Below are 23,933 nucleotides of genomic sequence, written 5' to 3' on the forward strand. Positions count from 1 at the left end.
ACATGAACGAAAACCTCTTGAACGCTCTCCAGTATTACGGCGCGGGCGCGGGGCTGGTGGCGGCGCTGATCGTATCGCTCAACCTCGGCACGCGGCCCACCGGCTGGGGCTTCGTGATCTTCGTCACCTCCTCGATCGCACTCATCGCCTGGGGGTTTATGAACGACGAGGGGGAAGGAATCGGCTGGCAGAACATCGGGCTCTTGGCGATCAACCTCGTCGGCGTCTATCGCTACCTCCTGTCGGGGCATGACCCCGAGACGAAAGGCAAAGAAAAGGCAACATGACCGCACCCGTCCTGACATCGAAACTCGACCGCGAAAGCCCCGAGGCCAAGGCGCGGTTCGCGCATAACCACGCGCTGGCGCAGCAACTGCGTGCAGCCGTGGCCGATGCCGCGCTCGGTGGGTCGGAGCGCAGCCGCGAGCGGCACGTGTCGCGCGGGAAGCTGCTGCCGAGGGAGCGGGTGGAGCGATTGCTCGATCCCGGTTCACCCTTCCTCGAAATCGGGCAACTCGCCGCGAACGGGATGTATGAGGGCGACGTCAACGCGGCCTCGATCATCTGCGGCGTGGGGCGCGTGTCGGGGCGGCAGTGCATGATCGTGTGCAACGATGCGACCGTGAAGGGCGGCACCTATTACCCGATGACGGTCAAGAAGCACCTGCGCGCACAGGAAATCGCGCAGGAGAACCGCCTGCCGTGCATCTATCTTGTCGACAGCGGCGGCGCGAACCTGCCGCATCAGGCGGAAGTGTTCCCCGATCGCGACCACTTCGGGCGGATTTTCTTCAATCAGGCGAACATGAGCGCGCTCGGCATCCCGCAGATCGCCTGCGTGATGGGAAGCTGCACCGCGGGCGGCGCTTACGTCCCCGCCATGTCGGACGAGAGCGTGATCGTCCGCAATCAGGGCACGATCTTCCTCGCCGGCCCGCCGCTGGTGAAGGCCGCGACGGGCGAGGAGATCACCGCCGAAGATCTGGGCGGCGGCGATTTGCACGCGAAGAAATCGGGCGTGGTCGATCACCTCGCAGAGAATGATGAACACGCGCTCACCATCGTCCGCGATATCGTAAGCCACTTGGGCGCGAATACCGGCGTGGCGGCGGATGTGGCGCTGAAAGACCCGCGCCCGCCCAAGTTCGACGCAGACGATCTCTACGCCATCATCCCCGATGATGTGCGCGCGCCCTATGACGTGAAAGAGGTGATCGCGCGGCTGGTCGACACATCCGAGTTCCACGAGTTCAAGGCGCAGTACGGCAGCACGCTGGTGTGCGGTTTCGCGCATATCTGGGGGATGCCAGTCGCGATCCTCGCCAATAACGGCGTGCTGTTCAGCGAAAGCGCGCAGAAAGGCGCGCATTTCATCGAACTGGCCTGCCAGCGCCGCATCCCGCTGCTGTTCCTCCAGAATATCAGCGGCTTCATGGTCGGCGGGAAGTATGAGGCGGAAGGCATCGCCAAGCATGGTGCAAAGCTGGTCACCGCCGTTGCCACCGCGACCGTCCCGAAGGTGACTGTCGTCATCGGCGGCAGCTTTGGTGCGGGCAATTACGGGATGTGCGGGCGCGCCTACTCGCCGCGTTTCATGTTCACTTGGCCCAACGCGCGCATTTCGGTGATGGGCGGGGAGCAGGCGGCAAGTGTCCTCGCCACCGTCCACCGCGACGCCGACAAGTGGGACGAACGCGAGGCCGAGGCGTTCAAGGCCCCGATCCGCCAGAAATACGAAGACGAAGGCAACCCCTACTACGCCACCGCCCGGCTGTGGGACGACGGCGTGGTGGACCCGGTGCAGACCCGTGATGTGCTGGGGCTTGCGTTCTCGGCGTGTCTTGAGGCACCTATCGCCAAAGCGCCCCGCTTCGGCGTGTTCCGGATGTAACCAAGCCACACACGGGGGAGCGCGAGAATGACCGATCAGATAGTGGCGATTATCGCGATCTGCGCGATACTCATTCTTGTCGGAACCGCGCTTGGGTTGACAGACCGCAAGAACTTCTCTCCCGGCTGGCTCGCGGTGGCGACGGCGCTGGTCTTCGCCAATGATGCGATGCTCACACGCGTTTACGGCCTGATCCCCGATCTCCTGCCGGACAGCGATTGGAACTGGCAGGGCAAGCTGATGGCGCTCGCCCTGTCGCTTGGCGTCGCGGCGCTGGGCATGTTCGGATGGCGCCGTTCGGGGCTAACCTTGCGGCAATATCCCGGCTCGCTTCGTCCTGCAGCTTTCGCGTTCGCAGCCTATGTCCTGTTCTTCCTCGTCATCGCGCTCGCTTTCGATGCCGGCGATGCAACCGCCGAAACCGTGGCATTCCAGCTCACCATGCCCGGCCTTGAGGAGGAGATATTCTACCGCGGCATCCTGTTGCTGGCCTTGAACGAGGCGTTCCGCGGACGGATCAGGCTGCTGGGCATCGGCTGGGGATGGGGAGCATTGCTGTCCTCGATGGTGTTCGGCCTCGCCCATGCGTTTTCGTATTCTGCGGGCGAAGGCTTTGCGCTCGATCCGATCTACCTTGCCCTCACTGCGATCCCGTCCTTGCTCGCCGTGTGGCTGCGCGAGCGCACCGGCAGCCTGCTGCTGCCGATCACGGCGCACAACCTGGGCAATGCTTTGCCGCTGATGCTCTGAAGACGCCTAAGCGCCGCACAACCCGGCGAGAGAAGTCTGAAACCCCCACGCCCCCACTTGCGTAAATAACCCAAGATAGGCCACAAGACGCAGGCCTTTGGGAGGGGCGCGCCTTTTGCTTCAGGAAAACATCGTAGCCGCGCCGCCGCGCACACCCACGCTGCTGTCGCGCATCGTGCGCCGGATCATCCTCGCCATCTGGAAGATCAAGGGCTGGAAGATCGATTCCCCACTGCCCCGCAACCTCAAGAAATACGTGATCGCGGGCGCACCGCATACGACCAACTGGGATTTTGTGTTCTTCACCGGAGCGACCCACGAGGAAGGCGTGAAACCCAACTTCATGGGCAAGCACACCTTGTTCACCGGGATCATGCGCAATTTCATGCTCGACATGGGCGGCATCCCGGTCGATCGCACGGCCAAGGCCAACGCCACCGAGCAGGTCGCTGCCGAATTCGCCGCCCGCGATGAACTGGCGCTGGTGATCGCCTGCGAGGGCACGCGCAAGTCCGACGGCAAGTGGCGCTCCGGCTTCTACCACATCGCCCGGGCGGCGAACGTGCCGATCATCCCCGCCTTTGCCGACAACACCAACATGATCATCAGCTTCGGCCCGCCGATGATCCCGACCGGCAATTACGGCGAGGACCTGCTGATAATCGCCGAATGGTTCCGCTCCAAACTCCCCGATTACGAACGCTTCAAGGTGCTGGAACAACAGGCGCGCGACATCATCGCGGGGCGCAACGATGTTTGAATTGCTGGCGCTGAATGCCGCGATCCTGCTGGCGATGGTGTTGATCCTATGGGCGATCAGCGTGAAAATCGGCGATGTCAGCTTCATCGATGCGTTCTGGGGCGCGGGAATGGGTATCCTCGCGGTGGCGAGCTGGCTGCATGTCCCGGGCGGTCCGAGCGAACTGGCCACGCTGATCATGGCGATGACTGCGGCGTGGGGCTTCCGGCTTGGCATCCACCTGCTGCGCCGCTGGCGGCGCGAGGGCGAGGACAAGCGTTATACCCTGATCCTGAAAAAGGCCCGCGCCGAGGGCCGCTTCGCCAGTGCCGCGCTGACCAAGGTGTGGCTGCTGCAGGCGGTGCTGCTGTTCTTGGTGTCGAGCCCGGCGCAGGTCGGTATCCTCGCCAGCCCTCACCCCACACCCTTTCCTCCGCTGGCATGGGCGGGGTTTGCGCTGTGGTGCGTAGGTGTGTTCTTCGAATGGGTGGGCGATTGGCAGCTTGCCCGGTTCAAGTCCGATCCCGCCAATCACGGTAAGGTGCTCGACACCGGATTGTGGCGCTACACCCGCCATCCCAACTATTTCGGCGATTTCGCTGCGTGGTGGGGCATCTGGCTGGCTTGCGCGGCGGCAGGTTGGGAATATGCCGCCGCGACCATCATCGGGCCACTGTTCCTCAGTTTTACGCTCACCAAATGGTCGGGCGCGGCGCTGCTGGAGAAGGGATTGAACAAGTCCAAGGGCGACAAGTACGCCGATTACAAGCGGCGCACTTCGGCCTTCTTTCCGATGCCGCCGCGAAGCTGATGTAGCGCTGAGGCACCGCGAGCCATGGTTTTCCCCTTGCTGCGTCGCACAAAATTCGACGAGTTGCACTTTAAGCCTGCGCCAGCTTCGCCTATGCTCACCCGCAAGCGAGGAGGCGCGCACGCTATGCCAATGACCGAAACGGCGCGGGAGGCCGAGCGTGAGCGCATCGCGCGCCATGTGCTCGACCTCGTCAAGGATCGCGGCTCGGAGATTCCCTGGACCATCGCGATGGCCGAAAGCGGGCTGACGCGGGCCCGGTTCGAGGCGTTGTTCGCCGATTACGACGACCTGTTCGATGCCATCGCCCAGCTCTGGTTCGCCCCGCATTTGACGGTGATGGAAGATGTGCTGGCGAGCGCGCTGCCCCCGCAGCGCAAGATGTACGAATTCTTTCGCCGCCGCTTCATCATCTCGCAGGAACACTTTCGCGCCGACCCGGAGCATTTCACCATCATCTGCGAGATGGGCGCCGCCAATTTCGAACGGGTGCGCAGCTATGTCGACCTGGCCGATCACTACCTGTGCGAGTTGATCGCCGAAGCGCAGGCCGAAGGGTTCTTCGCCGGGCTATCGATCGATGAGGCGCTGTCGCTGATCAACCAGATGATCTCCAACTACACCCTGCCCGATGCGCTGATCTATCTTGGCGACAAGTTGACCGAGCAGAAGCTGGCGCGGATCGTCGACACGATGTTCATCGGCCTGTCGGGCGAGGCCGGAGCGGATGCTTCGGGCGTGAACAAGCTCAAGCTCGCGTCGTCCTGAACAACGTCAGTCGCGCCGGAATTGCAGCACATTGCGGGGCGGCGGGCGCAGCCGATGCTCCGCCAGCGCATATTTGAGCGCAGCCCCCACCATCACCGCCGAAACCAGCAGAATGGCCGCTGCCCAGAACCAGTGCGGCAGACCCAGCACTGCGGCGATCTGGCCGGTGTCGGATAGGACGAACTGCCCCTCGATCACGGCCTGTTCGGTGAACAGATAGCGGAAATCGCGGAGCATGCTCATCGCCGCCAGCACACCGAGAAACTGCAGCGTGAAACGCGCCAGTCCTGGCTTTGCCCGCCAAGCGATCACCCCCAGCAGCGCGGCGACCAGCGGCAGCATCGTATAGCCGACCGGTGATCGCACCCAGATGACGGTGCTGACGATGATCGCACCTGCAACAAGCCACAGCGCCGGTCGCCACAGCCGCGGATGCGCGCTGGCGAGGATCAGCAGTGCCCCGGCCATGCACGGCGCCAGCGGGCCGCCGGCGGCAATCGCGGCGAAGGTAAAGGCAGAGGCATCGGCGGCAAGGCGGCTTTCGGCTACCCCTGAACCGCTGGCGAAGATCATCAGCTGCCGGAATTCCTGCCCCATGGCCAGTGCGGTGAGCCCATGGCCCATCTCGTGAAACCAGGTGGTCAGGATCATGAACGGATAGATCAGGTAATTGCCCAGCGGGAGCGCGGGCAGCATCACCACCACCAGCCCGGCCAGCACCAGCCGCCCGGCCTGTTCGGCCTGACTGCCGGGGCGGGTCAGCGAACGCATGGCCTAGGCCACGCCTTCCGCCTCGGGCGTCTTGCCCGAGGCATCGACTCTGATTTCGTCGTGTTCGCCGGCGCGTTCGTCTTCTTCGCGATATTCCTGCAGGATTGACCAGCTGGCGAGGAACAGTCCCGCCACCAGCGGCCCCAGCACGATCCCGGCAAAGCCCAGAAAGCTGATTCCGCCCAGCGTGGTGACAAGGATGATCCAGTCCGGAATCCCGGTATCGCGACCCACCAGAATGGGCCGCAGCACATTGTCCGCCGACGACACGATGACAATGCCGAACCCCAGCACGAACACGCCTTGCCACACGGCGCCCGTCAGCAGCAGCCACAACCCGATCGGCACATAGACCGCGCCCGCGCCAATCACCGGCACCAGTGCAAAGATCGTCGTGATGACCCCGAACAGCAGCGCGGATTCCAGCCCGACGATGACAAAGCTGATCCCAGCCAGCACCCCCTGCACAAGCCCGACCACGCCCGATCCCTTGATCGTCGCCCGCACGATGCCGAGGAAGCGCTGGGCGAGGCGTTCGGACACCGTCCGTTCGACAGGGATGGTCCGCAGCAGCGTGCGTCCGATCCGCTCGCCGTCGCGCAGCAGGAAGAACATGACATACAGCCCGACGCCGAACGACAGCAGGAAACCGAGCGCGCCGCTGCCGATCGACACCGCCTGACTGGCGATCACCCCCGCGCTTTCGGCGAGCACTTCCTGCAGCCGTGCCTGCGCCGAGGAGACATCGGCCCACCCGGCCCGATCGATGGATTCCTGCGCGATCCGGGGAAGCGCGTCATAGACACTGTCGAAGGTCGCCGCGAGATCGATCGGCTGGGCCTGCAGCGCCGTGATCAGTTCAAGCGCCTCTTGCACCACCAGTGTCGCCAGCCACCCGGCAGGTACCAGCACCGCGAAAAAGATCACCAGCAGCGTGGCAATCGCCGCCTGATTGCGCCCACCGCGCGCGCCTTTCAGCATCCAGCGGTACAGCGGCTGGAACATGATCGCCGCCAGCGCCGCCCACAGCAGCGCCGATGCGAACGGCCACACGATCACCACCATCATCAGCGTGACGACGGCAAGGATGATCAGAAAGCTGGCGTGCTGCAATTCATCGGTGCGGTGCGGCTGCTGTGACATGCTGAGGGGTCTCGCCTATGTTCGCCTAGACGCCGGGGTGAGCCGCATGGAGCGCGCCCGGCGGTTCTTCGCGGCTGATGGCATCAGACATCGAGGTTCGCCACGTTGAGGGCATTATCCTGAATGAATTCGCGCCGCGGTTCCACCACGTCGCCCATCAGGCGGGTGAAAATCTCGTCGGTGACGTCGGCGTCCTCGACCTTGACCTGCAGCAGCGCACGGTTTTCCGGATCGAGCGTGGTTTCCCACAACTGCTCGGCGTTCATTTCGCCGAGACCCTTGTAGCGGGCGATCGACAGGCCCTTGCGCCCGGCGGCGAAGATCGCTTCGAGCAATTGGGTCGGACGGCTGATCGCGCCATCGACCGGCACGGCCGGGGCGGCGACAGGCTCCTCCACCTCGCCCGCGAGAAGGTCGTCCGCAGCAGGCTCGACTTCGGGCTCCTCGGCCTCCGCTTCGCCTGCGCGCACCAGATTGACCGGGACGCTGTAGGTATCGGCCTGCGCCGCGGCGAGGCCATGGAGCTTGTGCGCTTCGGTGCTGGACAGGAACCGCGCATCGATTTCATGCACGTCGGTCACGCCGCGCCACAGGCGTTCGAACACCACGGTGCCGTCCTCGCGCTGATACGCGGTCCAGCGCGCTTCGCGGTCGCCCGCGCCGAGCCGTCCGGCCGCGCGCTGCAGCGCCGCGCTAAGACCATCACCGGAAAGGCCGGGTTCGAGCGCGCCGGTCAGCGCCATCTGCTCGACCAGCCCGGAATCATAACGGCGCGGCACGAAGCCCAGCAGGTTCTTGAGCCGCAGCGCCGCGTCGACGATGGCCCGCAAATCCCCGCCCCCGCGCGCCCCGCCCGCCGTTTCCAGCACGCGCCCCTGCAGGCCCGCATCGACCAGGTAACGATCCAGCGCGGGCTGATCCTTGAGGTAAACCTCGCTGCGCCCCTTTGCGACCTTGAACAGCGGCGGCTGGGCGATGAACAGGTGCCCGCCCTTGATGATCTCGGGCATCTGGCGGTGGAAGAAGGTGAGCAGCAGCGTGCGGATATGCGCGCCGTCGACATCAGCGTCGGTCATGATCACGATCTTGTGGTAGCGCAGCTTTTCAAGGTTGAATTCATCGCGGATGCCGGTGCCCATCGCCTGGATCAGCGTGCCGACTTCCTTGGAACTGATGATCCGGTCGAACCGCGCACGCTCCACATTCAGGATCTTGCCCTTGAGCGGCAAAATCGCCTGCGTCTTGCGGTCACGTCCCTGCTTGGCCGAGCCGCCGGCGGAATCCCCTTCGACCAGGAACAGTTCGGACTTGGCCGGATCGCGTTCCTGACAATCGGCGAGCTTGCCGGGCAGGCTGGCGATGCTCATCGCGCCCTTGCGGCTCATTTCACGCGCGCGGCGGGCCGCTTCGCGCGCGGCGGCGGCATCGATCACCTTCTGGATGATCTGCTTGGCGTCGGCCGGGTTTTCTTCCAGCCACTGGTTCATCTTCTCGCCCATCAGCGCTTCGAGCGGCGAACGGACTTCGGAGGACACCAGCTTGTCCTTGGTCTGGCTGGAGAACTTGGGATCGGGCAGCTTGACGCTGACGATCGCAGTCAGGCCTTCGCGCATATCCTCGCCCGACAGGCTGACCTTTTCCTTCTTCAGCATCCCCGAACGCTCGGCATAATTGTTGAGCGTGCGGGTCAGCGCGGCGCGGAAGGCAGCCAGGTGCGTGCCGCCGTCGCGCTGCGGGATGTTGTTGGTGAACGCCAGCACGTTCTCGTAATAGGAATCGTTCCATTCGAGCGCGACGTCGATACCGATCCCGTCCTTCTCCGCCGAGACCGAAATCGGCTCGCCCACCAGCGGCTGCTTGTTGCGGTCGAGATATTTCACGAAGGCCGCGATCCCGCCCTCGTAATAGAGATCGTGCTCCAGCACGTCCTCGTGGCGCTTGTCGCGCAGCTTGATGCGCACGCCCGAATTCAGGAACGCCAGCTCGCGGTAACGGTGTTCGAGCTTGTCGAAATCATACTCGGTGACGTTCTTGAAGGTGTCGTGGCTGGCCTTGAAGGTGACGCGGGTGCCCTTTTTCAGGCCATTGTCGTCACCATTGCTGTCGACCGGCGGGGCATCGCCCGTCACCACCAACGGCTCGACCGCGTTGCCGTGCTCGAACCGCATCCAGTGCGCCTTGCCTTCACGCCAGATCACCAGTTCCAGCCATTCGGACAGCGCGTTGACAACCGACACGCCCACGCCGTGGAGGCCGCCGGAGACCTTGTAGGCGTTGTCGTCGCTGGTGTTTTCGAATTTCCCGCCCGCGTGTAGCTGCGTCATGATGACTTCGGCCGCCGACACGCCTTCTTCGGTGTGCATTCCGGTCGGGATACCGCGCCCGTTATCCTCCACCGAAACAGAACCGTCGGGGTTCAGTTCGATCAGCACAAGGTCGCAGTGGCCCGCCAGAGCTTCATCGATGGCGTTGTCGCTGACCTCGAACACCATGTGGTGCAGACCCGATCCGTCGTCGGTATCGCCGATATACATGCCGGGGCGCTTGCGCACGGCATCGAGGCCCTTGAGAACCTTGATCGAATCCGCGCCGTAGTCGCCCATCTGGCGGACTTTTTCGGGAAGGCTTTCGGGCGTTTGCCCAGTCGTTTGCGAAGTGGTGTCGTTCATGACCATCATATAGGCGCTCGGGCGCTGAAACCCAACTGCGCAAGGGCCGCAAGCGGGGCTTTTCCACCAGTCAGCGGGCTGGCCCGACGGATGGCCCGCAATGCCCGTCGGACGGTCCCATCAGAAGGCTGGGCGGAAATGCACCTTGCCCTGCCACATCGTCGCATCGAACAGAGGTATCATTCCAGCCCGGGTCGCCTCGTCGAACTGGGTGACATGGCACTGCGCGGCTGCGGCGGCGGCGGCAAGATCGGCGCGGGTGTAGGGGATCGACTCGGTCAGCAGCGCGGGATCGGTCGTGGCCCAAACGGCCATTTCGGGCACCGGCGGCAGGGCGCCTGCAGGGATGCCGACATAGAGCAATTTTGGCCGCGTCTCGGCGGGCATGGCCTGCACGATCTGCGAAGTGAGTGCGCTCACCAAGCGATGATCGGGGTGACCATAGCCGCCATCCGGACCCCATGTCAGCACGGCGTCAGCCTCGCCGATGCGATCAATCAGCGCGGCTGCCAGTGATGCGTCGCGAACATGGTCGGCAAGCCTTCCGTCGCCGAAGCCGAGATTGACGACCTCCGCCACGCCCAGTTCGCGTCCGGCGCATTGCGCTTCGCTGCGGCGCGTGGCGGCCAGCGCATCGCCCTTGGCCATCCCCGAAACGCCCGGCCCGGCATCGCCCGGCGTGGCGTGGATGATGCTGACAAACCGACCCTCGCGCGCAAGAGCCGCGATGGCCGGAGCCATCGGTAATTCATCGTCGGGATGAGCCAGCACGACCACGACGCTCTCCTGAACGGCAGATTTCACCTCCGCTTGCCCCGCCGGAGCCATAGCCAGCATGGCCAGCGCGATCATGTTTGCAATGCGGATCATTCTGCCTGCCTCTCCTCGGCGCGCTTCCTGCCACTTTTGCGGGCCACTTCGCAAACCCTTTGCGCCTTGCCCGCGTCTGATTATGCATAGCCGCCATGAGCACCGAGATGATGACCGCCCGCCTCGCCGAACCCTTCGGCAGCTTTCCCGATATCCTGATGGAATGGTCGCGCATCAAGGGCGACGATCTCGCTTTGCGTGACGACAAGTGCGAGGTGTACTGGGCCGAACTGGTCGGGCTGGTCGAACGGCTGGCAGCGCGCTTGGTGGAGACGGGGCTCCAGCGGGGGCAGTCGGTGGCGATCCTCGGCACGTCGAGCGCCAACTATGCGCTGGTGTTTCTGGCGGCGGTGCGTGCAGGGGGTGTGGCGGCGCCGCTGACCACCAGCGCATCGCCCGATCAGCTCGTAGGTATGGCCAAGGACTCTGGCGCACGGCACCTGTTCATCGATGCGGTCAAGGCGGCGGAATTGGGGCCGGACTTCATGGCCGATCTGATCCGCGTGCCGCTGGAAAGCATCGACCAATGGATGGCCCCTCCCGGCAGCCGCGCCCCCGCCTTCGCGCCCGAGCCCGGCGATCCGTTCAACATCATCTATTCCAGCGGCACGACCGGCATTCCGAAAGGGATCGTCCATTCGCACCGGATGCGCTGGCGGCAGTTTGCGTCGACGGCGTTGTCATACCTTGGTGCCGGACTGGACATCCGCTCGCTCGCTTCGACTCCGCTCTATTCCAACACCACGATGGTCGCGTTCTTGCCGGTGCTGCTGGCGGGCGGCTGTGTGCGGGTGATGGGGAAGTTCGACTGCGAGCAATGGCTCGCCCATGCTGCTGCCGACCGCACCACCATCACTATGCTGGTGCCGGTGCAATATCAGCGGCTCATGGATTTCGATGGGCTCGAGGATTTCGACCTGTCGGCGCTCAAGCTCAAGTATTGCACCTCCGCGCCCTTCCCTGCCGATCTGAAGCGACAAGTGCTGTCGCGGATGCCGGGCGGGCTGATAGAGATCTACTCGATGACCGAAGGCGGCGTGGTGTGCCTGCTGCCATGCCACGAATTCCGGGACAAGCTGCACACCGTCGGCCGCCCTGCGCCGGGTAGCGAATTGAAGGTGTTGGACGACGAAGACCTTGAAGTGCCCCCCGGCACCCCCGGCAACCTTGTGGGCCGCAGCTTCACCATGATGAGCGGCTACAAGAACCGCCCCGACACTACCGCCGAAGCGCAGTGGATCGACCCCGCCACGGGTGAGGCATGGATGCGGATGGGGGATGTCGGCCGGGTGGACGCAGATGGCTTCGTCGAGCTGGTGGGCCGGGCCAAGGACATGATCATCTCGGGCGGGTTCAACATCTACCCGTCCGATCTCGAAGCCGAATTGTGCAAGGAGTCCGGCGTAGTCGAGGCGGCGGTGGTCGGCCTGCCGTCACGCAAATGGGGAGAAAGCCCGGTCGGTTTCGTGGTGCTGAAGGGTGATCGCGATCCGGCGGCGATCATGGCTGCCGTCAACGTGCGCCTCGGAAAGACTCAGCGACTCGCCGCGCTGCACCCCATTGCCGAAATGCCGCGCAGCCACATCGGCAAGCTGCTGAAAAGCGACCTGCGCGAAGAAGCCGCGCGGCTCGGCGGGGTGGAATAGCAAACGGCCCGGCTGCCCTGTTCCGCGACGGGAGTGGGCAACCGGGCCGAAGATGCCAAGCGCGAGGGAGAGGGTTCTCGCGCTTTACCGGGTATCTGGCGCGTTGTTAGACGATAAGCGTGTTGAACGCCGCGCCGCTGAAAGCGACCGCGAGGACGAAGGCGACGGCTTTCTCACTGATCATACGCATGGGTTGTTTCCCTGTTCTGTTGTGGTTGGTTCGGCCCGGCGCGGCAAAGCGGAGAGGAATCACCGTGCGGGCTTGCGCACTATATGGATGAAGCCGCGCAATAATCAAACCCGATAGCGCACGAAAATATTTCATCACCGAAAGCGGAAATTGCAATCACAGGCGCGGGAACGGAGCAGCGCAGCTGGAGACGCGGCCACCAATTTAAGGGGGGAGGACTGGTGGCCGCGTCTCGCGCACTGCTGGCCCGACCATTTGCGGCAGGGCGCCCGGCGGGGGCAGAGGGCCAATGGGGGAAGGGCCATCTGAACCGGGTTTCGCAGGCTGGTAGAACAGCCGTATTCGGCCTGGTTCCGCCAAACGATGGCCCCGCATGGGGGATGCCGAGGGTGGAGAGAGAGGAGCCCCGGCGCGCATCGCGTCTTTCCCATTTGATGTTCGAAGGGATCGAATTCAAATGAGAAAACGCCAAGCTTTGTTGCGCAAAACGCAACTTTGGCGCGGCTCGTGCGCGAGAATGCACCGCGCCGCATGCGCCCGCGCTGGACAGAAACGGATGCGCTTCGTAATCGCCCGACATGAGCGCGCACCCCACCAGCCCGACCGCGGGCGATTCCGCTGTCCCTGAAGCTATTGCGTCGGAATCGATCCTTATCGTCGATTTCGGATCGCAAGTGACGCAATTGATCGCCCGCCGGGTGCGCGAGGCCGGGGTCTATTCGGAAATTGCGCCCTTCACCCAGGCCGAGGCCGCGTTCCAGCGCATGCAGCCCAAGGGCATCATCCTGTCCGGATCGCCCGCCGGCGTGCCTGATGAAGGCAGCCCGCGCGCGCCGCAGATGCTGTTCGATGCCGGGGTGCCGATTCTCGGCATCTGTTACGGCCAGCAGGTGATGACGCACCAACTCGGCGGGGAAGTGCGGCCCGGTCACGAAACCGGCGAGGGCGGCGAATTCGGTCGTGCGTTCCTGACCGTCACCGCCGAATGCGCGCTGTTCGACGGGTTGTGGGAGGTGGACGAACGCCATCAGGTGTGGATGAGCCATGGCGACAAGGTCACCCGCTTCGCCGAAGGGTTCGAAATCGTCGCCACCTCTGACGGTGCGCCTTTTGCCGTGATCGCGGACGAGGCGCGCAAGTTCTACGGCACGCAGTTCCACCCCGAGGTGGTTCACACGCCCGACGGCGGCAAGCTGATCGCCAATTTCGTGCGCCATGTCTGCGGGCTGGCGGGCGACTGGACCATGGCCGAATTCCGCAAGACCAAGATCGCCGAAATCCGCGCGCAGGTTGGCGACAAGCGCGTGATCTGCGGGCTTTCAGGCGGGGTCGATTCTGCGGTGGCCGCCGTGCTGATCCACGAAGCGATCGGCGATCAGCTGACTTGCGTCTTCGTCGACCATGGTCTTATGCGGATGAACGAGGCCGATCAGGTCGTCACCCTGTTCCGTGACCACTACAACATTCCGCTGGTGCATGTGGAGGCGGAAGAGCTGTTCCTCGGCGGGCTCGCAGGCCTGACCGACCCGGAGGCCAAGCGCAAGTTCATCGGCAAGACCTTCATCGACGTGTTCGAGGCCGAGGCCAACAAGGTCGGCGGCGCGGAATTCCTCGCCCAAGGCACGCTCTATCCCGATGTAATCGAGTCCGTCAGCTTCACCGGCGGGCCGTCGGTCACCATCAAGAGCCACCACAATGTCGGCGGCCTGCCCGAACGGATGAACATGGCGCTGGTCGAACCCTTGCGCGAATTGTTCAAGGACGAGGTCCGCGATCTCGGACGCGAGCTGGGCCTGCCCGATGCCTTCGTCGGCCGCCACCCCTTCCCCGGCCCCGGTCTTGCGATCCGGATTCCCGGCGAAGTCACCAAGGAGCGCTGCGACGTGCTGCGCAAGGCCGACGCGATCTATCTGGAGGAAATCCGCAATGCGGGCCTATATGATGCGATCTGGCAGGCTTTCGCGGTGCTGCTGCCGGTGAAAACCGTGGGCGTGATGGGCGACGGTCGCACCTACGATAACGTCTGCGCCCTGCGCGCTGTTACCTCCACCGATGGGATGACCGCTGATGTCTTCCCTTACGATTCGGGCTTTCTGACCCGCGTGGCGACCCGCATCGTCAATGAGGTCAAGGGCATCAACCGGGTGGTCTACGACTACACCAGCAAGCCGCCCGGCACGATCGAGTGGGAGTGAGCCCCCTACGCCTTGCGCCCTACGCCCTACGCCCTGCACCCTGCACCCTGCACCCTGCACCCTGCACCCTGCACCCTGCACCCTGCACCCTGCACCCTGCACCCTGCGCCCTGCACCCTGCACCCTGCGTGCATCTGCCCCTTTCGGCAGTGCGTAGAATAGAATAATGCTCACCCACGATATTGCCCCATGAGAGGTTTGCCCCTGTGAAGCCCATCGCCCGCATTTTTGCCCTGACCGCCACGCTCGCATTGGGCCTTGCCGCCTGCGCCGAGCCTGCCGGTGAAGCGCCCGCTGCTACAATGGACGCTGCGGTGACCGAGGGTGCATGGACGCTCGATCCGGCGACATCGCGGCTCGGCTATGTCAGCATCAAGGCGGGCGAGATCGCTGAAAACAACGCTTTCGAGACGCTGTCGGGGACAATCGCCGCCGATGGCACGGCGCAGGTCGACATCGATCTCGCCTCGGTCAGCACCGGGGTCGATATCCGCAACGAACGGATGCGCGAGATTTTCTTCCAGGTGGTCGACAACCCCAGCGCAGTGGTGACGGCAAAGCTCGATCCGGCGGCCTTCGCTGGCCTTGCCGTGGGCCAATCGCTCGCCCGCCCGCTCAAGGCGACGTTGTCGTTGAAGGGGGTCGAGCAGGCGTTCGAGACCGAAGTGCTTGTCACCCGCACCGCCGACGACCGCGTGACCGTGGTGCCGACCGCGCCGGTAATCATCACCACCGACATGTTCGAACTGACCGACGAGTTGGGCGAATTGCGCGCGCTGGCAGAGCTGCCGTCGATCACGCCTGCGGTGCCGGTGACCTTCATGCTCGCCTTCACCCGCTCCTGACGCGGATTGCCACGCTTTTTCAGCCGGTTTGCGCTGGATCAATGTTGACCCGCACCGCCGCGGGCATTCCGCCTGTCCGGGCGGCCGGGCGCGTCTTGATCCCACCGCTGCCAGCCCCCCCGGTTTCCATGCGAAAGGTGGATAGATGAACCGGCTGGGCCTTGCTCTTTTCCCGATGGTGGCGACGACCCTGATGGGGATCGGCGTGGTCGCGGTGCTCACAATGAACATTTGGGCGACCGGGCAGCCGATCCTGTGGGCGGCAGTGGCAGGCTTCGTGGTCTCCATCCCGGTGTCGTGGTGGGTCGGGCGGCAGATCACCGCAGTGACCGGCGGGCGCAAGGATCGGCAGGCGCGCTGACGCTACGGCGCGCATCGGCGGGGCACTCTCTCTGCAACAGCGGACTTGAAAGCGTTCCACAAACAGGCTTGTGTCCGGCGCAAACACAGCTTGCACGGGAGGAATCCAAGCCATGAAGACCGCCATCACCGAAATGTTCGGCATTCAACACCCCATTATTCAGGGCGGAATGCATTATGTCGGCTTCGCCGAAATGGCTGCTGCCGTCTCCAATGCAGGCGGCCTGGGGATCATCACCGGCCTGACGCAGGGCACGCCCGAGAAGCTCGCAAACGAGATCGCGCGCTGCAAGGACATAACCGACAAGCCGTTCGGCGTGAACCTCACCATCCTGCCGACGCTGACCCCGCCCGATTATCCTGGCCTAGTGAAGGCGATCATCGATGGCGGGGTGAAAGTGGTCGAAACGGCGGGGCGCAACCCGGTCGAACTGTTGCCGCCGCTGAAGGATGCCGGGATCAAGGTAATCCACAAATGCACCAGCGTGCGCCACTCCCTGAAAGCGCAAGACATCGGCTGCGACGCGGTGAGCGTCGACGGGTTCGAATGCGGCGGCCATCCGGGCGAGGACGACGTGCCCAATTTCATCCTGCTCCCGCGTGCGGCGGATGAACTGGAAATCCCGTTCGTTTCGAGCGGCGGCATGGCCGATGGACGCAGCCTGGTCGCCAGCCTTGCCATGGGCGCGCAGGGCATGAACATGGGCACGCGGTTTATCGCCACCAAGGAAGCGCCGGTGCACGACAACGTCAAGCAGGCGATCCTTGCAGCGAGCGAGCTCGACACCCGGCTGGTCATGCGGCCGCTCAGGAACACCGAGCGCGTGCTCAACAATGCTGCGGTCGAGCGCCTGATCGTCAAGGAAAAGGAGCTGGGCGACGCGCTCACCTTCCAGGACATCGTTGCCGAAGTCGCCGGGGTCTATCCGTCGATTATGATGGAAGGCGAGATGGACAAGGGCGCGTGGAGCTGCGGCATGGTCGCCGGGCTCATCCACGATATCCCGACCTGTCAGGAACTGATCGACCGGATCATGCTTCAGGCCGAGGAAATCATCGCCCGGATGCATGCGATGGGGCGCGCCTGATCGCGAGTCGCACGGCGGCGCAATAGGTATCCACCCGCATTCTCACCGCCCGGCTGGTGCGGCATGAACGCGCGCTGGGTCGCACCGCTCTAGAACAAGGGCGCGGCGATTCGCATTCGGGAATGCGCCGCGCGCGGGGAACGCGATGGAACTGGCACTTGATCCAGCGGCTTTGGGCGGACTGGCCGGTTTGCTCGCTTTGAGCGGGTGGGCTTTTGGGCGGATGCAGGTTGCAAGCCATATGCAGGCGGGCAGCGGAGTTCAGGCCAGCGGTGTGACGCCTGCTGCGCCCATCCGGTCCGCCGCTCCGGAACTCGCCGTCCAGTGCAGCAGCAATGCCGAACAGGCTGCACATGCCGCCAGCCCACCACCTTGCCGACGGCGTTCGATCGAGGAACGCCGTGCGATTTTTGCTGTGCCGTTCGCGCTGTGCGAACTTCACGATCAGGTCAGATCGATCCGTCAGGACGAGCGCATTTTCGATCAGACCCCTGCCGCGCAGGATCTGGCGGTGCTGTTCGCCCGCAGCACCGCAGACACCTGCCGTCATCGGGCACGCGGCGGTCAGCCCTTCTGTCGCGGCCCCGTCAACAGCGCCTGCGGTGATGCAGGAGACTGCCCCGTGTCGGCGCGATTCCCCACGCACGGACCGTATCCTGCTTCAACCCCTGCAATGCGGTCGACCGATTCCCGCCAGGTATAGGCCCGGCAGAACATGGCTGGCAGGCGACTGGCAGATCGTCAGCCGCGGTTGGCGGCATCGTCCTTCACGCGCGTGTAGGGTACGAAATCCTCGAAGAAGACGGCCCCTGTAAAGAAGCCCATCAACGGGTCGATAGTGCTGGCGACATCGAGCCTGCACAACTGGCTGCCGTTGAAACGCTGGGTAACGAGCGCGTCGGAGTTGTCGATATCCTCGGGGTTGCGGGTGCGCTGGACATAGATCGTGTTGCCCGAACCGAAGACATAGGCAGTGTTGTCGATGGTCTGCATGCGCTGGCTGGGCAGCGTCCGGATGCAGCTCACCGGCTCACCGGCCTCACGGCCTTCGAGCAGCTTGGCCAGCCGCTTTTCGCCCTTGGTTGCTGGCTCGGCTGCGACGTTGGTTTCGACATCGGTTTGGGCTTGAGCTTGCGCGATTGCGGGCATCCCCACCGCCAGCACCAGCGCGGCGGCAAGACCGGTGACAAGCGGGCGAACGGGGGCTGAAAGTCGGGTCACGGCGATTCTCCATCAGAAATGCCGTGCCGGTCTAACGCATCGCGCCTTAACCGTCGCTGAGCGCCGATCAGCTGTGAGGAGCGCTGGCGCCGGAGGAAATGTCGGGTAGGACGGCCTGTTCGGCGCCGTCGGCCGGGCCGCCGCGCAACACGAAGCGCCGGTCGCAATAGCCGCAATCGACATAGCCGTGCTCGTCGATCTCGAGAAACACGCGCGGGTGGCCGAGCGCCGCCGGGGTATAGCCCGCACCGGCGCGGATCGCGCTGGCCCCGTCGCAGGCAACGCGCCGCGTATCGACCAGCAGGACTTCGGGAGGGGGAATGCTCATGGTTTTGCCGTTACCCCCGAGCCAGTCCGAGTGCAATTGCCTTTGCGCGCTCTTGCCGCGCGGCAGCGGCTCCCATAGGGCTGCGTCCATGTCATCCCAGCCCGCCATCCGCATCACCGACCTCGTCAAGCGTTACGCCCCGACCAAGGGACCGAAAGGTATGGTGACCGAAGGCAAGCTGGCGCTGGGCGGGGTCAGTTTCGATGTGCCCGAAGGATCGATCTTCGGCCTGCTCGGTCCCAATGGGGCAGGCAAATCGACGCTGATCAATATCCTTGCAGGGCTGGTCAACAAGACCGGCGGATCGGCGGAGATCTGGGGTTTCGACATTGATCGCCACCGCCGCAACGCCAGCCGTTCGATCGGGATCGTGCCGCAGGAAATCGTATTCGATCCGTTCTTCACCCCATACGAGGTGCTGGAGAATCAGGCGGGGTTCTATGGCATAGCGGCCAAGCTGCGTCGCAGCGAGGAACTGCTGGAAGCGGTGCGACTGGCGGACAAGCGCGACGCCTATGCCCGCACCCTGTCGGGCGGGATGAAGCGCCGGTTGCTGGTGGCGAAAGCGATGGTGCATTCGCCGCCGATCCTGGTGCTGGACGAACCCACCGCCGGGGTCGATGTCGATCTGCGCCGCCAGCTGTGGGAACTGGTGAGCGAATTGAACCGCGACGGCGTGACCGTGGTGCTCACCACCCACTATCTCGAAGAGGCAGAGGAATTGTGCGACCGGATCGCGATCATCAACCACGGCCAGCTGATCGCCAACAAGCCGACCCGCGAACTGGTGGACATGGCGCGCGAGAAAGTGGTCGCGGTCACCGTCGCCGATGATCTGGCCGCCGCACCGGCCCATGACGCGTTCGTGCGGGTGGAATGGGACGGGGTGCGCGGGGTCGAGGTCACTTACGACAAGGATCGCCTCAGTGCCGGCCAGGTGCTGGCGATCCTGCAGCAACAGGGCCTCACCATCGAAGACGTCACCACCCGCGAGGCGGATCTGGAAGACGTGTTCGTCCAGCTGACCGCTAGCCTGGCTTGACAGCCAGGCTGTGTAACCACGGCTCTGGGAGCGACGAAGCTTCGTCTACATTCACTCAGGAGCCACGCCATGGAAATCTTCCCGCTGCATGATGAAACCACCGCGCCGCGCGCAGCTGCGGATGCCTTGGCGGCCACCCGAAAAAACTTCGGCATGATCCCCAACCTTGAGCGGGTGATGGCTTGCGCGCCTGCCTTACTCAAAGGTTATAGCGCGTTATGGGATTTGTTCGATACGACCAGCCTTTCTCCAATTGAACGTCAGGTTGTGTATCTGACTGCCAATTACGAAAATGCATGCGACTATTGCGTGCCTTGGCACACCCTATTGGCGAAGAAGGCAGGGATGAACGAAGCAGCCATTGCCGCCTTGCGCAACGGCGCAACAATCGATGATGCTCGGCTCGAAGCGCTCAGAGTGTTCACGCGATCGCTGATTTCAGAGCGCGGCAACGTAGCTCCGGCTCAGCTAGATGCCTTCCTGTCCGCAGGCTTCGCGCCCGAACAGGCGCTTGAGGTGGTGTTGGGCCTAGCCGTGAAGGTGATGAGCAATTACACTAATTCTATCGTCGGAACACCGCTTGACCAGCAGGTTGCAGGTTTGCGCTGGGCCAAGCCCAAAGTAGCGATGCGGTCCAGCCAAATGGCAGGCTGAAACGCGCGTCGCACGCATTCTCATATTTCGCGCCTGCGCCAGTCACGGCGGCCGTGGCGCCTGACCGCTGCGCCGCAGTGGCGGCAGGTTCCGACATAGTGGCGGCCATCCCAATCGACATCGCGCCGAACCGGCTGATGCTTGTCGGCCAGACAGCCGATGAACGAAAACAACGACATGGCGAGAGGTGCCCTGAACGAGGATACGAGATAACCGGCGTTTGTGGTTGCGATCCCCATCCCCGCTCGGTGATCCGAATCGCTGGCTGGGCGCGGAATACCTTCTCGCTGCATCGCGATTAAGGGAAAATACGTAATTCAGGCGGGGGCTTGCTCCGTTCGGCGTTGCGCGCCATGGCGCGGGAATGGCGATGCAGGATGCAGTGCGACAACCGCATGACGTGGTGGTCATCGGATCGGGTGCGGCCGGGCTGACGGCGGCCTTGGCGCTGGCGCAGACGCGCCGCGTGTTGGTGCTGGCCAAGGGCACGCTGACCGGCGGATCGACCGCCTGGGCGCAGGGCGGGATCGCCGCGGTGCTCGACACCGGCGACACCTTCGACAACCATGTGCGCGACACGATGGTGGCAGGCGCGGGCCTGAACGACCTTGCCACGGTCGAATTCGTGATCGAGCGCGCGCCGCAATCAATCGACCGGTTGTGCGAACTGGGCGTGCCGTTCAACCGCGATGCCGATGCGCTCCACCTGACGCGCGAGGGCGGGCATTCGCATCGCCGGATCGTCCATGTCGACGATGCGACCGGATGGGCGGTGCAGAGCGCGCTGGTCAAGGCGGCAGAGGCCAATCCCAACATCACCTTGCTGCCGGGCCGCACCTGCATCGATTTCATCACCGACCGCCACCGTGAACAGTTCTCCGCCGCAGGCCGCGTGTGGGGGGTCTATGCGCTCAACGAGGAAACCGGGCGGGTCGAACGCCATGTGGCCCATGCCACGATCCTCGCCACCGGCGGCGCGGGGCGCGTCTACCAGTTCTCCACCGCCCCGCGCGGCGCGACCGGAGACGGGATCGCGATGGCATGGCGAGCGGGCGCGCGCGTCTCCAACATGGAGATGATGCAGTTCCACCCGACCTGCCTGTATAATCTCGACGTGAAAAACTTCCTGATCACCGAGGCCGTGCGCGGCGAGGGCGGGCACCTGCTGCATCCTGAAACGGGCCGCCGCTTCATGGTCGATTACGACCCTGAACGCATGGAGCTGGCCCCGCGCGATGTGGTCGCCCGCGCGATCGACGACCAGATCAAGCGCTTCGGGCTCGATTACGTGCATCTCGATATCAGTCATCAGCCCGCCGACTTCGTGAAGGGGCATTTCCCGACGATCTACGACAAGCTGCTGGGTCTGGGCATCGACATGACGACACAGCCGATCCCGGTCGTGCCCGCGCAGCATTATACCTGCGGCGGGGTGGTGGTGGATTTGAAGGCGCGCACCGACATTCCCGGCCTGTGGGCGGCGGGCGAATGCACCGAAAGCGGGCTGCACGGCGCGAACCGGCTGGCGTCGAACAGCTTGCTCGAATGCTTCGTGTTCGGCGAGGCGGCGGCGCAGGACATCCTCGAACGCTGGGACAGCCTCGAGCCGCCGCCCGCGATTCTGCCGTGGGACGAAAGCCGCGTGACCGATTCGGACGAGGAAGTCGTCATCAAGCAGAACTGGACCGAGATCCGCCGCTTCATGTGGAACTATGTCGGCATCGTGCGCACCACCAAGCGGCTGGAACGCGCCAAGCACCGGATCGAATTGCTGAAGCGCGAGGTCGAGGAATATTACGGCGCCTTCCGCGTCACCACCGACCTGATCGAACTCAGAAACCTGATCGAAGCCGCCGACCTGATCGTGAAAAGCGCCCTCGCCCGCAAGGAGAGCCGAGGGCTGCATTACACATTGGATTATCCCGAGATGGCGGATGAGCCGAAGGATACGGTGCTGGTGCCGTGAGGCTGCCTGCCGCCCGGAACGGATAGGTTCTGGAGGGGTTCATCTCACACGGCCTAACCCGCCGCTTACCCATCATGCGAGAGGCGAGAGATGAAGACATTGCCTTACTTGCTGGCGCTTGCCGCGCTGACCGCGCCTCCCCTCGCGGCGCAAGATGACCCCGCCCCCACCGAAAACTCCATCGTCGTCACCGCGCAGCGCTCCGGCGCGCCGATGTGGACGATCGATACGCCCACCGGCACCATCATCCTCGTCGGGGAAATCCGGGCGATCCCCGAAACCACCCCGTGGCAGCCCGACCGGCTCAAGGATGCGACCGCGCAGGCCAGCCGCGTGATCCTCGGCGCGCGGCCCAAGATTTCTCCGGGCGATGTGCTGCGGCTGATCTTCAGCGGGTCGAAGTTCACCAAACTGCCCGACAAGACCGAGGCGCCCGAATACCTCACCCCCCAACAATGGGCGCGGCTGGCCGCACTGGGCGAGGCGCATGGCGAGGATTATGCCCGCCAGTCCTTCCTGCTCACCTCGTTCCAGATGCTGCGCAAGGAGCTGCGCTTCAACCGCGACACTGCCGACGAGCCTGCCGACGTGGTCAAGAAGGCCGCCGACAGGGCCGATGTCCCGATCACCCGCGCCGCCAGCCTTAGGGGCGAGGATATTATCGACAACCTCGCCGATGCCCCGCCTGCCGCGCACATCCCCTGCCTCACCGCTGCGATGGACGCGGTGGAAAGCGGGCCAGATGTGGTCGAACAGCGCGGCGCGGACTGGCGGCGCTATGATATCCCCGCCGTGATGGCCAATCCATTGGAACAGGCGCTGGGCCAATGCTGGCCGTGGGCGGACGAGACGCTCGGCACCGAATTGCGCACCATCTGGGTCGACAACATCAACGCAGCGCAAACCCAGCCGGGCGTCACGCTTGCCGTGGTGCCACTGCGTGTGCTGGCCGAGAGCGACGGCGTGCTCGACCGGTTGGCGGCCCAAGGCCTCGACATCGCGGGCCCGGCGTGGAAATGATGGCGCGCAGAAGTTTGCGCGAGAGGCCAGAGCACCAATGCCCACCATCACCACCCCCAATACCGGTATCGAAATCTTCTACGAAGACCACGGCGACCCCGCACGCGAGGTGATCCTGCTGGTGATGGGTCTGGGCGCGCAGCTGACCCTGTGGCCCGACGAATTCGTCGAAGCGCTGGTGGGCAAAGGTTTCCGCGTGATCCGTTATGACAACCGCGATATCGGCCTGTCCCAGAAGATGGAAGGCGCGCGCGCGCCCTCGCTCCCGGTCCAGATATTGCGCAAGAAGATCGGCTGGCCCGCAAAGGTGCCTTACACCCTCAAGGACATGGCCGATGACGGCATCGGCGTGCTCGATGTGCTGCGAATCGAATCGGCGCACGTGGTCGGCGCATCGATGGGCGGGATGATCGCGCAGCTGATGGCGGTGCATCACGGCCCGCGCCTGCGCACGCTCACTTCGATCATGTCGACCACCGGTAACGGCAAGCTGCCACAGGCGGAAAAGCACGCGATGGACGCGCTGATCGCGCCGCTCAAGGACATGGAGGAGGAAACGCTGGTCGAACGCGGCCTTGATGTCGCGAAGAATATCGGCAGCCCCGGCTACCGCCCCGATCCCGTGCGGCAGCGCGAGGTGGTGCTGCGCAGCGTCCGCCGGTCTGTCTATCCGCCGGGCATGCCGCGCCAGCTGGCCGCGATTATCGACGATGGCTGCCGGCGGTCGCGGCTCGCCGATGTGCGCGTGCCGACGCTGGTCCTGCACGGCGAGGACGATCCGCTGGTCAAGCTCGAGGCGGGAGAGGACACCGCCCGGGCGATCCCCGGGGCGCGGTTGGTGACCTTTCCCGGCTGGGGCCACGATATTCCCGAACCACTGATTGCGCGAATCGCCGACGAAATCGTCGGGCACGTGCGTAGCAACTGAGGAAATCCGCAGGATTCCGGCGAATGCCGCTTTCCGCA

At 64.3% G+C, this 23,933-nt stretch carries 24 protein-coding genes; 17 read left to right on the forward strand and 7 right to left on the reverse strand.

Translation table 11 applies throughout. The features are described 5' to 3' along the window. Window positions 1–2: 2 nt before the first annotated feature. The 6 genes from J3454_RS08055 to J3454_RS08080 all read left to right on the forward strand — a co-directional run bounded on the left by J3454_RS08055 (window position 3) and on the right by J3454_RS08080 (window position 4,959). Window positions 3–287 (forward strand): hypothetical protein, encoded by a 285-nt coding sequence (locus J3454_RS08055; protein WP_349513256.1) that lies wholly within the window; start codon window positions 3–5, stop codon window positions 285–287. Continuing rightward, complete coding sequence (locus J3454_RS08060) at window positions 284–1,891, forward strand: carboxyl transferase domain-containing protein (RefSeq protein WP_349513257.1); 1,608 nt, start codon at window positions 284–286, stop codon at window positions 1,889–1,891. Before J3454_RS08055 ends, J3454_RS08060 begins: the two co-directional genes overlap by 4 nt. Window positions 1,892–1,918: 27 nt before the next feature. Next, the gene (locus J3454_RS08065) at window positions 1,919–2,641 is read left to right on the forward strand and encodes a CPBP family intramembrane glutamic endopeptidase, BDIM_20840 family (protein WP_349513258.1); all 723 of its coding nucleotides are present in this window, start codon (window positions 1,919–1,921) and stop codon (window positions 2,639–2,641) included. A gap of 115 nt (window positions 2,642–2,756) precedes the next feature. Continuing rightward, the gene (locus J3454_RS08070) at window positions 2,757–3,401 is read left to right on the forward strand and encodes a 1-acyl-sn-glycerol-3-phosphate acyltransferase (RefSeq protein ID WP_349513259.1); all 645 of its coding nucleotides are present in this window, start codon (window positions 2,757–2,759) and stop codon (window positions 3,399–3,401) included. After that, a complete protein-coding gene (locus J3454_RS08075) occupies window positions 3,394–4,191 on the forward strand; it encodes a DUF1295 domain-containing protein (protein ID WP_349513260.1) in 798 nt (265 codons plus the stop codon). The genes J3454_RS08070 and J3454_RS08075 overlap by 8 nt, the downstream gene beginning before the upstream one ends. Window positions 4,192–4,317: 126 nt before the next feature. Next, window positions 4,318–4,959, forward strand: coding sequence for a hypothetical protein (locus J3454_RS08080; protein ID WP_349513261.1), 642 nt, complete (start codon window positions 4,318–4,320; stop codon window positions 4,957–4,959). A gap of 6 nt (window positions 4,960–4,965) precedes the next feature. Here the strand turns inward: J3454_RS08080 and J3454_RS08085 are convergent, their stop codons facing one another. The 4 genes from J3454_RS08085 to J3454_RS08100 all read right to left on the reverse strand — a co-directional run bounded on the left by J3454_RS08085 (window position 4,966) and on the right by J3454_RS08100 (window position 10,412). After that, window positions 4,966–5,730, reverse strand: a complete 765-nt coding sequence (locus J3454_RS08085) for a M50 family metallopeptidase (protein ID WP_349513262.1) — start codon at window positions 5,728–5,730, stop codon at window positions 4,966–4,968. Between the two features lie 3 nt (window positions 5,731–5,733). Further along, the gene (locus tag J3454_RS08090; protein ID WP_349513263.1) at window positions 5,734–6,873 is read right to left on the reverse strand and encodes an AI-2E family transporter; all 1,140 of its coding nucleotides are present in this window, start codon (window positions 6,871–6,873) and stop codon (window positions 5,734–5,736) included. Between the two features lie 83 nt (window positions 6,874–6,956). Continuing rightward, window positions 6,957–9,476: a DNA topoisomerase (ATP-hydrolyzing) subunit B gene (gene gyrB, locus J3454_RS08095; protein ID WP_349513914.1), complete on the reverse strand. Its 2,520-nt coding sequence runs from the start codon at window positions 9,474–9,476 to the stop codon at window positions 6,957–6,959. A gap of 186 nt (window positions 9,477–9,662) precedes the next feature. Beyond that, window positions 9,663–10,412 carry a PIG-L deacetylase family protein gene (locus tag J3454_RS08100; RefSeq protein WP_349513264.1) on the reverse strand — a complete coding sequence of 250 codons (750 nt, stop codon included), beginning with the start codon at window positions 10,410–10,412 and terminating at the stop codon, window positions 9,663–9,665. Between the two features lie 95 nt (window positions 10,413–10,507). On the opposite strand from J3454_RS08100, the gene J3454_RS08105 reads away from it, so the two are divergent. The 6 genes from J3454_RS08105 (at window position 10,508) to J3454_RS08130 (ending at window position 17,439) form a co-directional block, all read left to right on the forward strand. Next, entirely contained in the window at window positions 10,508–12,058 is a 1,551-nt protein-coding gene (locus tag J3454_RS08105) for a class I adenylate-forming enzyme family protein (protein ID WP_349513265.1), read from the forward strand. Window positions 12,059–12,826: 768 nt separating this feature from the next. Next, the gene (gene guaA, locus J3454_RS08110) at window positions 12,827–14,443 is read left to right on the forward strand and encodes a glutamine-hydrolyzing GMP synthase (protein WP_349513266.1); all 1,617 of its coding nucleotides are present in this window, start codon (window positions 12,827–12,829) and stop codon (window positions 14,441–14,443) included. A gap of 206 nt (window positions 14,444–14,649) precedes the next feature. Next, on the forward strand, window positions 14,650–15,288 hold the full coding sequence (locus J3454_RS08115) for a YceI family protein (RefSeq protein WP_349513267.1): 639 nt from the start codon (window positions 14,650–14,652) through the stop codon (window positions 15,286–15,288). A gap of 145 nt (window positions 15,289–15,433) precedes the next feature. Beyond that, on the forward strand, window positions 15,434–15,649 hold the full coding sequence (locus J3454_RS08120) for a hypothetical protein (RefSeq protein ID WP_349513268.1): 216 nt from the start codon (window positions 15,434–15,436) through the stop codon (window positions 15,647–15,649). A 112-nt stretch (window positions 15,650–15,761) separates the two neighbouring features. After that, the gene (locus J3454_RS08125; RefSeq protein ID WP_349513269.1) at window positions 15,762–16,736 is read left to right on the forward strand and encodes an NAD(P)H-dependent flavin oxidoreductase; all 975 of its coding nucleotides are present in this window, start codon (window positions 15,762–15,764) and stop codon (window positions 16,734–16,736) included. A 145-nt stretch (window positions 16,737–16,881) separates the two neighbouring features. Then, on the forward strand, window positions 16,882–17,439 hold the full coding sequence (locus J3454_RS08130; RefSeq protein WP_349513270.1) for a hypothetical protein: 558 nt from the start codon (window positions 16,882–16,884) through the stop codon (window positions 17,437–17,439). A gap of 38 nt (window positions 17,440–17,477) precedes the next feature. On the opposite strand, the gene J3454_RS08135 is transcribed toward J3454_RS08130, so the two are convergent. Further along, on the reverse strand, window positions 17,478–17,957 hold the full coding sequence (locus J3454_RS08135) for a hypothetical protein (RefSeq protein ID WP_349513271.1): 480 nt from the start codon (window positions 17,955–17,957) through the stop codon (window positions 17,478–17,480). 67 nt (window positions 17,958–18,024) lie between these two features. Then, complete coding sequence (locus tag J3454_RS08140; RefSeq protein WP_349513272.1) at window positions 18,025–18,285, reverse strand: zinc-finger domain-containing protein; 261 nt, start codon at window positions 18,283–18,285, stop codon at window positions 18,025–18,027. An 88-nt stretch (window positions 18,286–18,373) separates the two neighbouring features. On the opposite strand from J3454_RS08140, the gene J3454_RS08145 reads away from it, so the two are divergent. After that, a complete protein-coding gene (locus J3454_RS08145; RefSeq protein ID WP_349513273.1) occupies window positions 18,374–19,327 on the forward strand; it encodes an ABC transporter ATP-binding protein in 954 nt (317 codons plus the stop codon). Between the two features lie 69 nt (window positions 19,328–19,396). Further along, the gene (locus J3454_RS08150) at window positions 19,397–19,981 is read left to right on the forward strand and encodes a carboxymuconolactone decarboxylase family protein (protein ID WP_349513274.1); all 585 of its coding nucleotides are present in this window, start codon (window positions 19,397–19,399) and stop codon (window positions 19,979–19,981) included. Window positions 19,982–20,001: 20 nt separating this feature from the next. Here the strand turns inward: J3454_RS08150 and J3454_RS08155 are convergent, their stop codons facing one another. After that, a complete protein-coding gene (locus J3454_RS08155; RefSeq protein ID WP_349513275.1) occupies window positions 20,002–20,160 on the reverse strand; it encodes a hypothetical protein in 159 nt (52 codons plus the stop codon). A 185-nt stretch (window positions 20,161–20,345) separates the two neighbouring features. On the opposite strand from J3454_RS08155, the gene nadB reads away from it, so the two are divergent. From nadB to J3454_RS08170, 3 genes are all read left to right on the forward strand, one after another. Then, the gene (nadB, locus tag J3454_RS08160; RefSeq protein ID WP_349513276.1) at window positions 20,346–21,947 is read left to right on the forward strand and encodes an L-aspartate oxidase; all 1,602 of its coding nucleotides are present in this window, start codon (window positions 20,346–20,348) and stop codon (window positions 21,945–21,947) included. A 90-nt stretch (window positions 21,948–22,037) separates the two neighbouring features. Further along, window positions 22,038–22,967, forward strand: a complete 930-nt coding sequence (locus J3454_RS08165; protein WP_349513277.1) for a TraB/GumN family protein — start codon at window positions 22,038–22,040, stop codon at window positions 22,965–22,967. Window positions 22,968–23,004: 37 nt separating this feature from the next. Next, a complete protein-coding gene (locus J3454_RS08170) occupies window positions 23,005–23,895 on the forward strand; it encodes an alpha/beta fold hydrolase (protein WP_349513278.1) in 891 nt (296 codons plus the stop codon). Window positions 23,896–23,933 lie beyond the last annotated feature (38 nt).

This window comes from Erythrobacter sp. NFXS35, assembly GCF_040148725.1.
Classification (GTDB): domain Bacteria; phylum Pseudomonadota; class Alphaproteobacteria; order Sphingomonadales; family Sphingomonadaceae; genus Erythrobacter.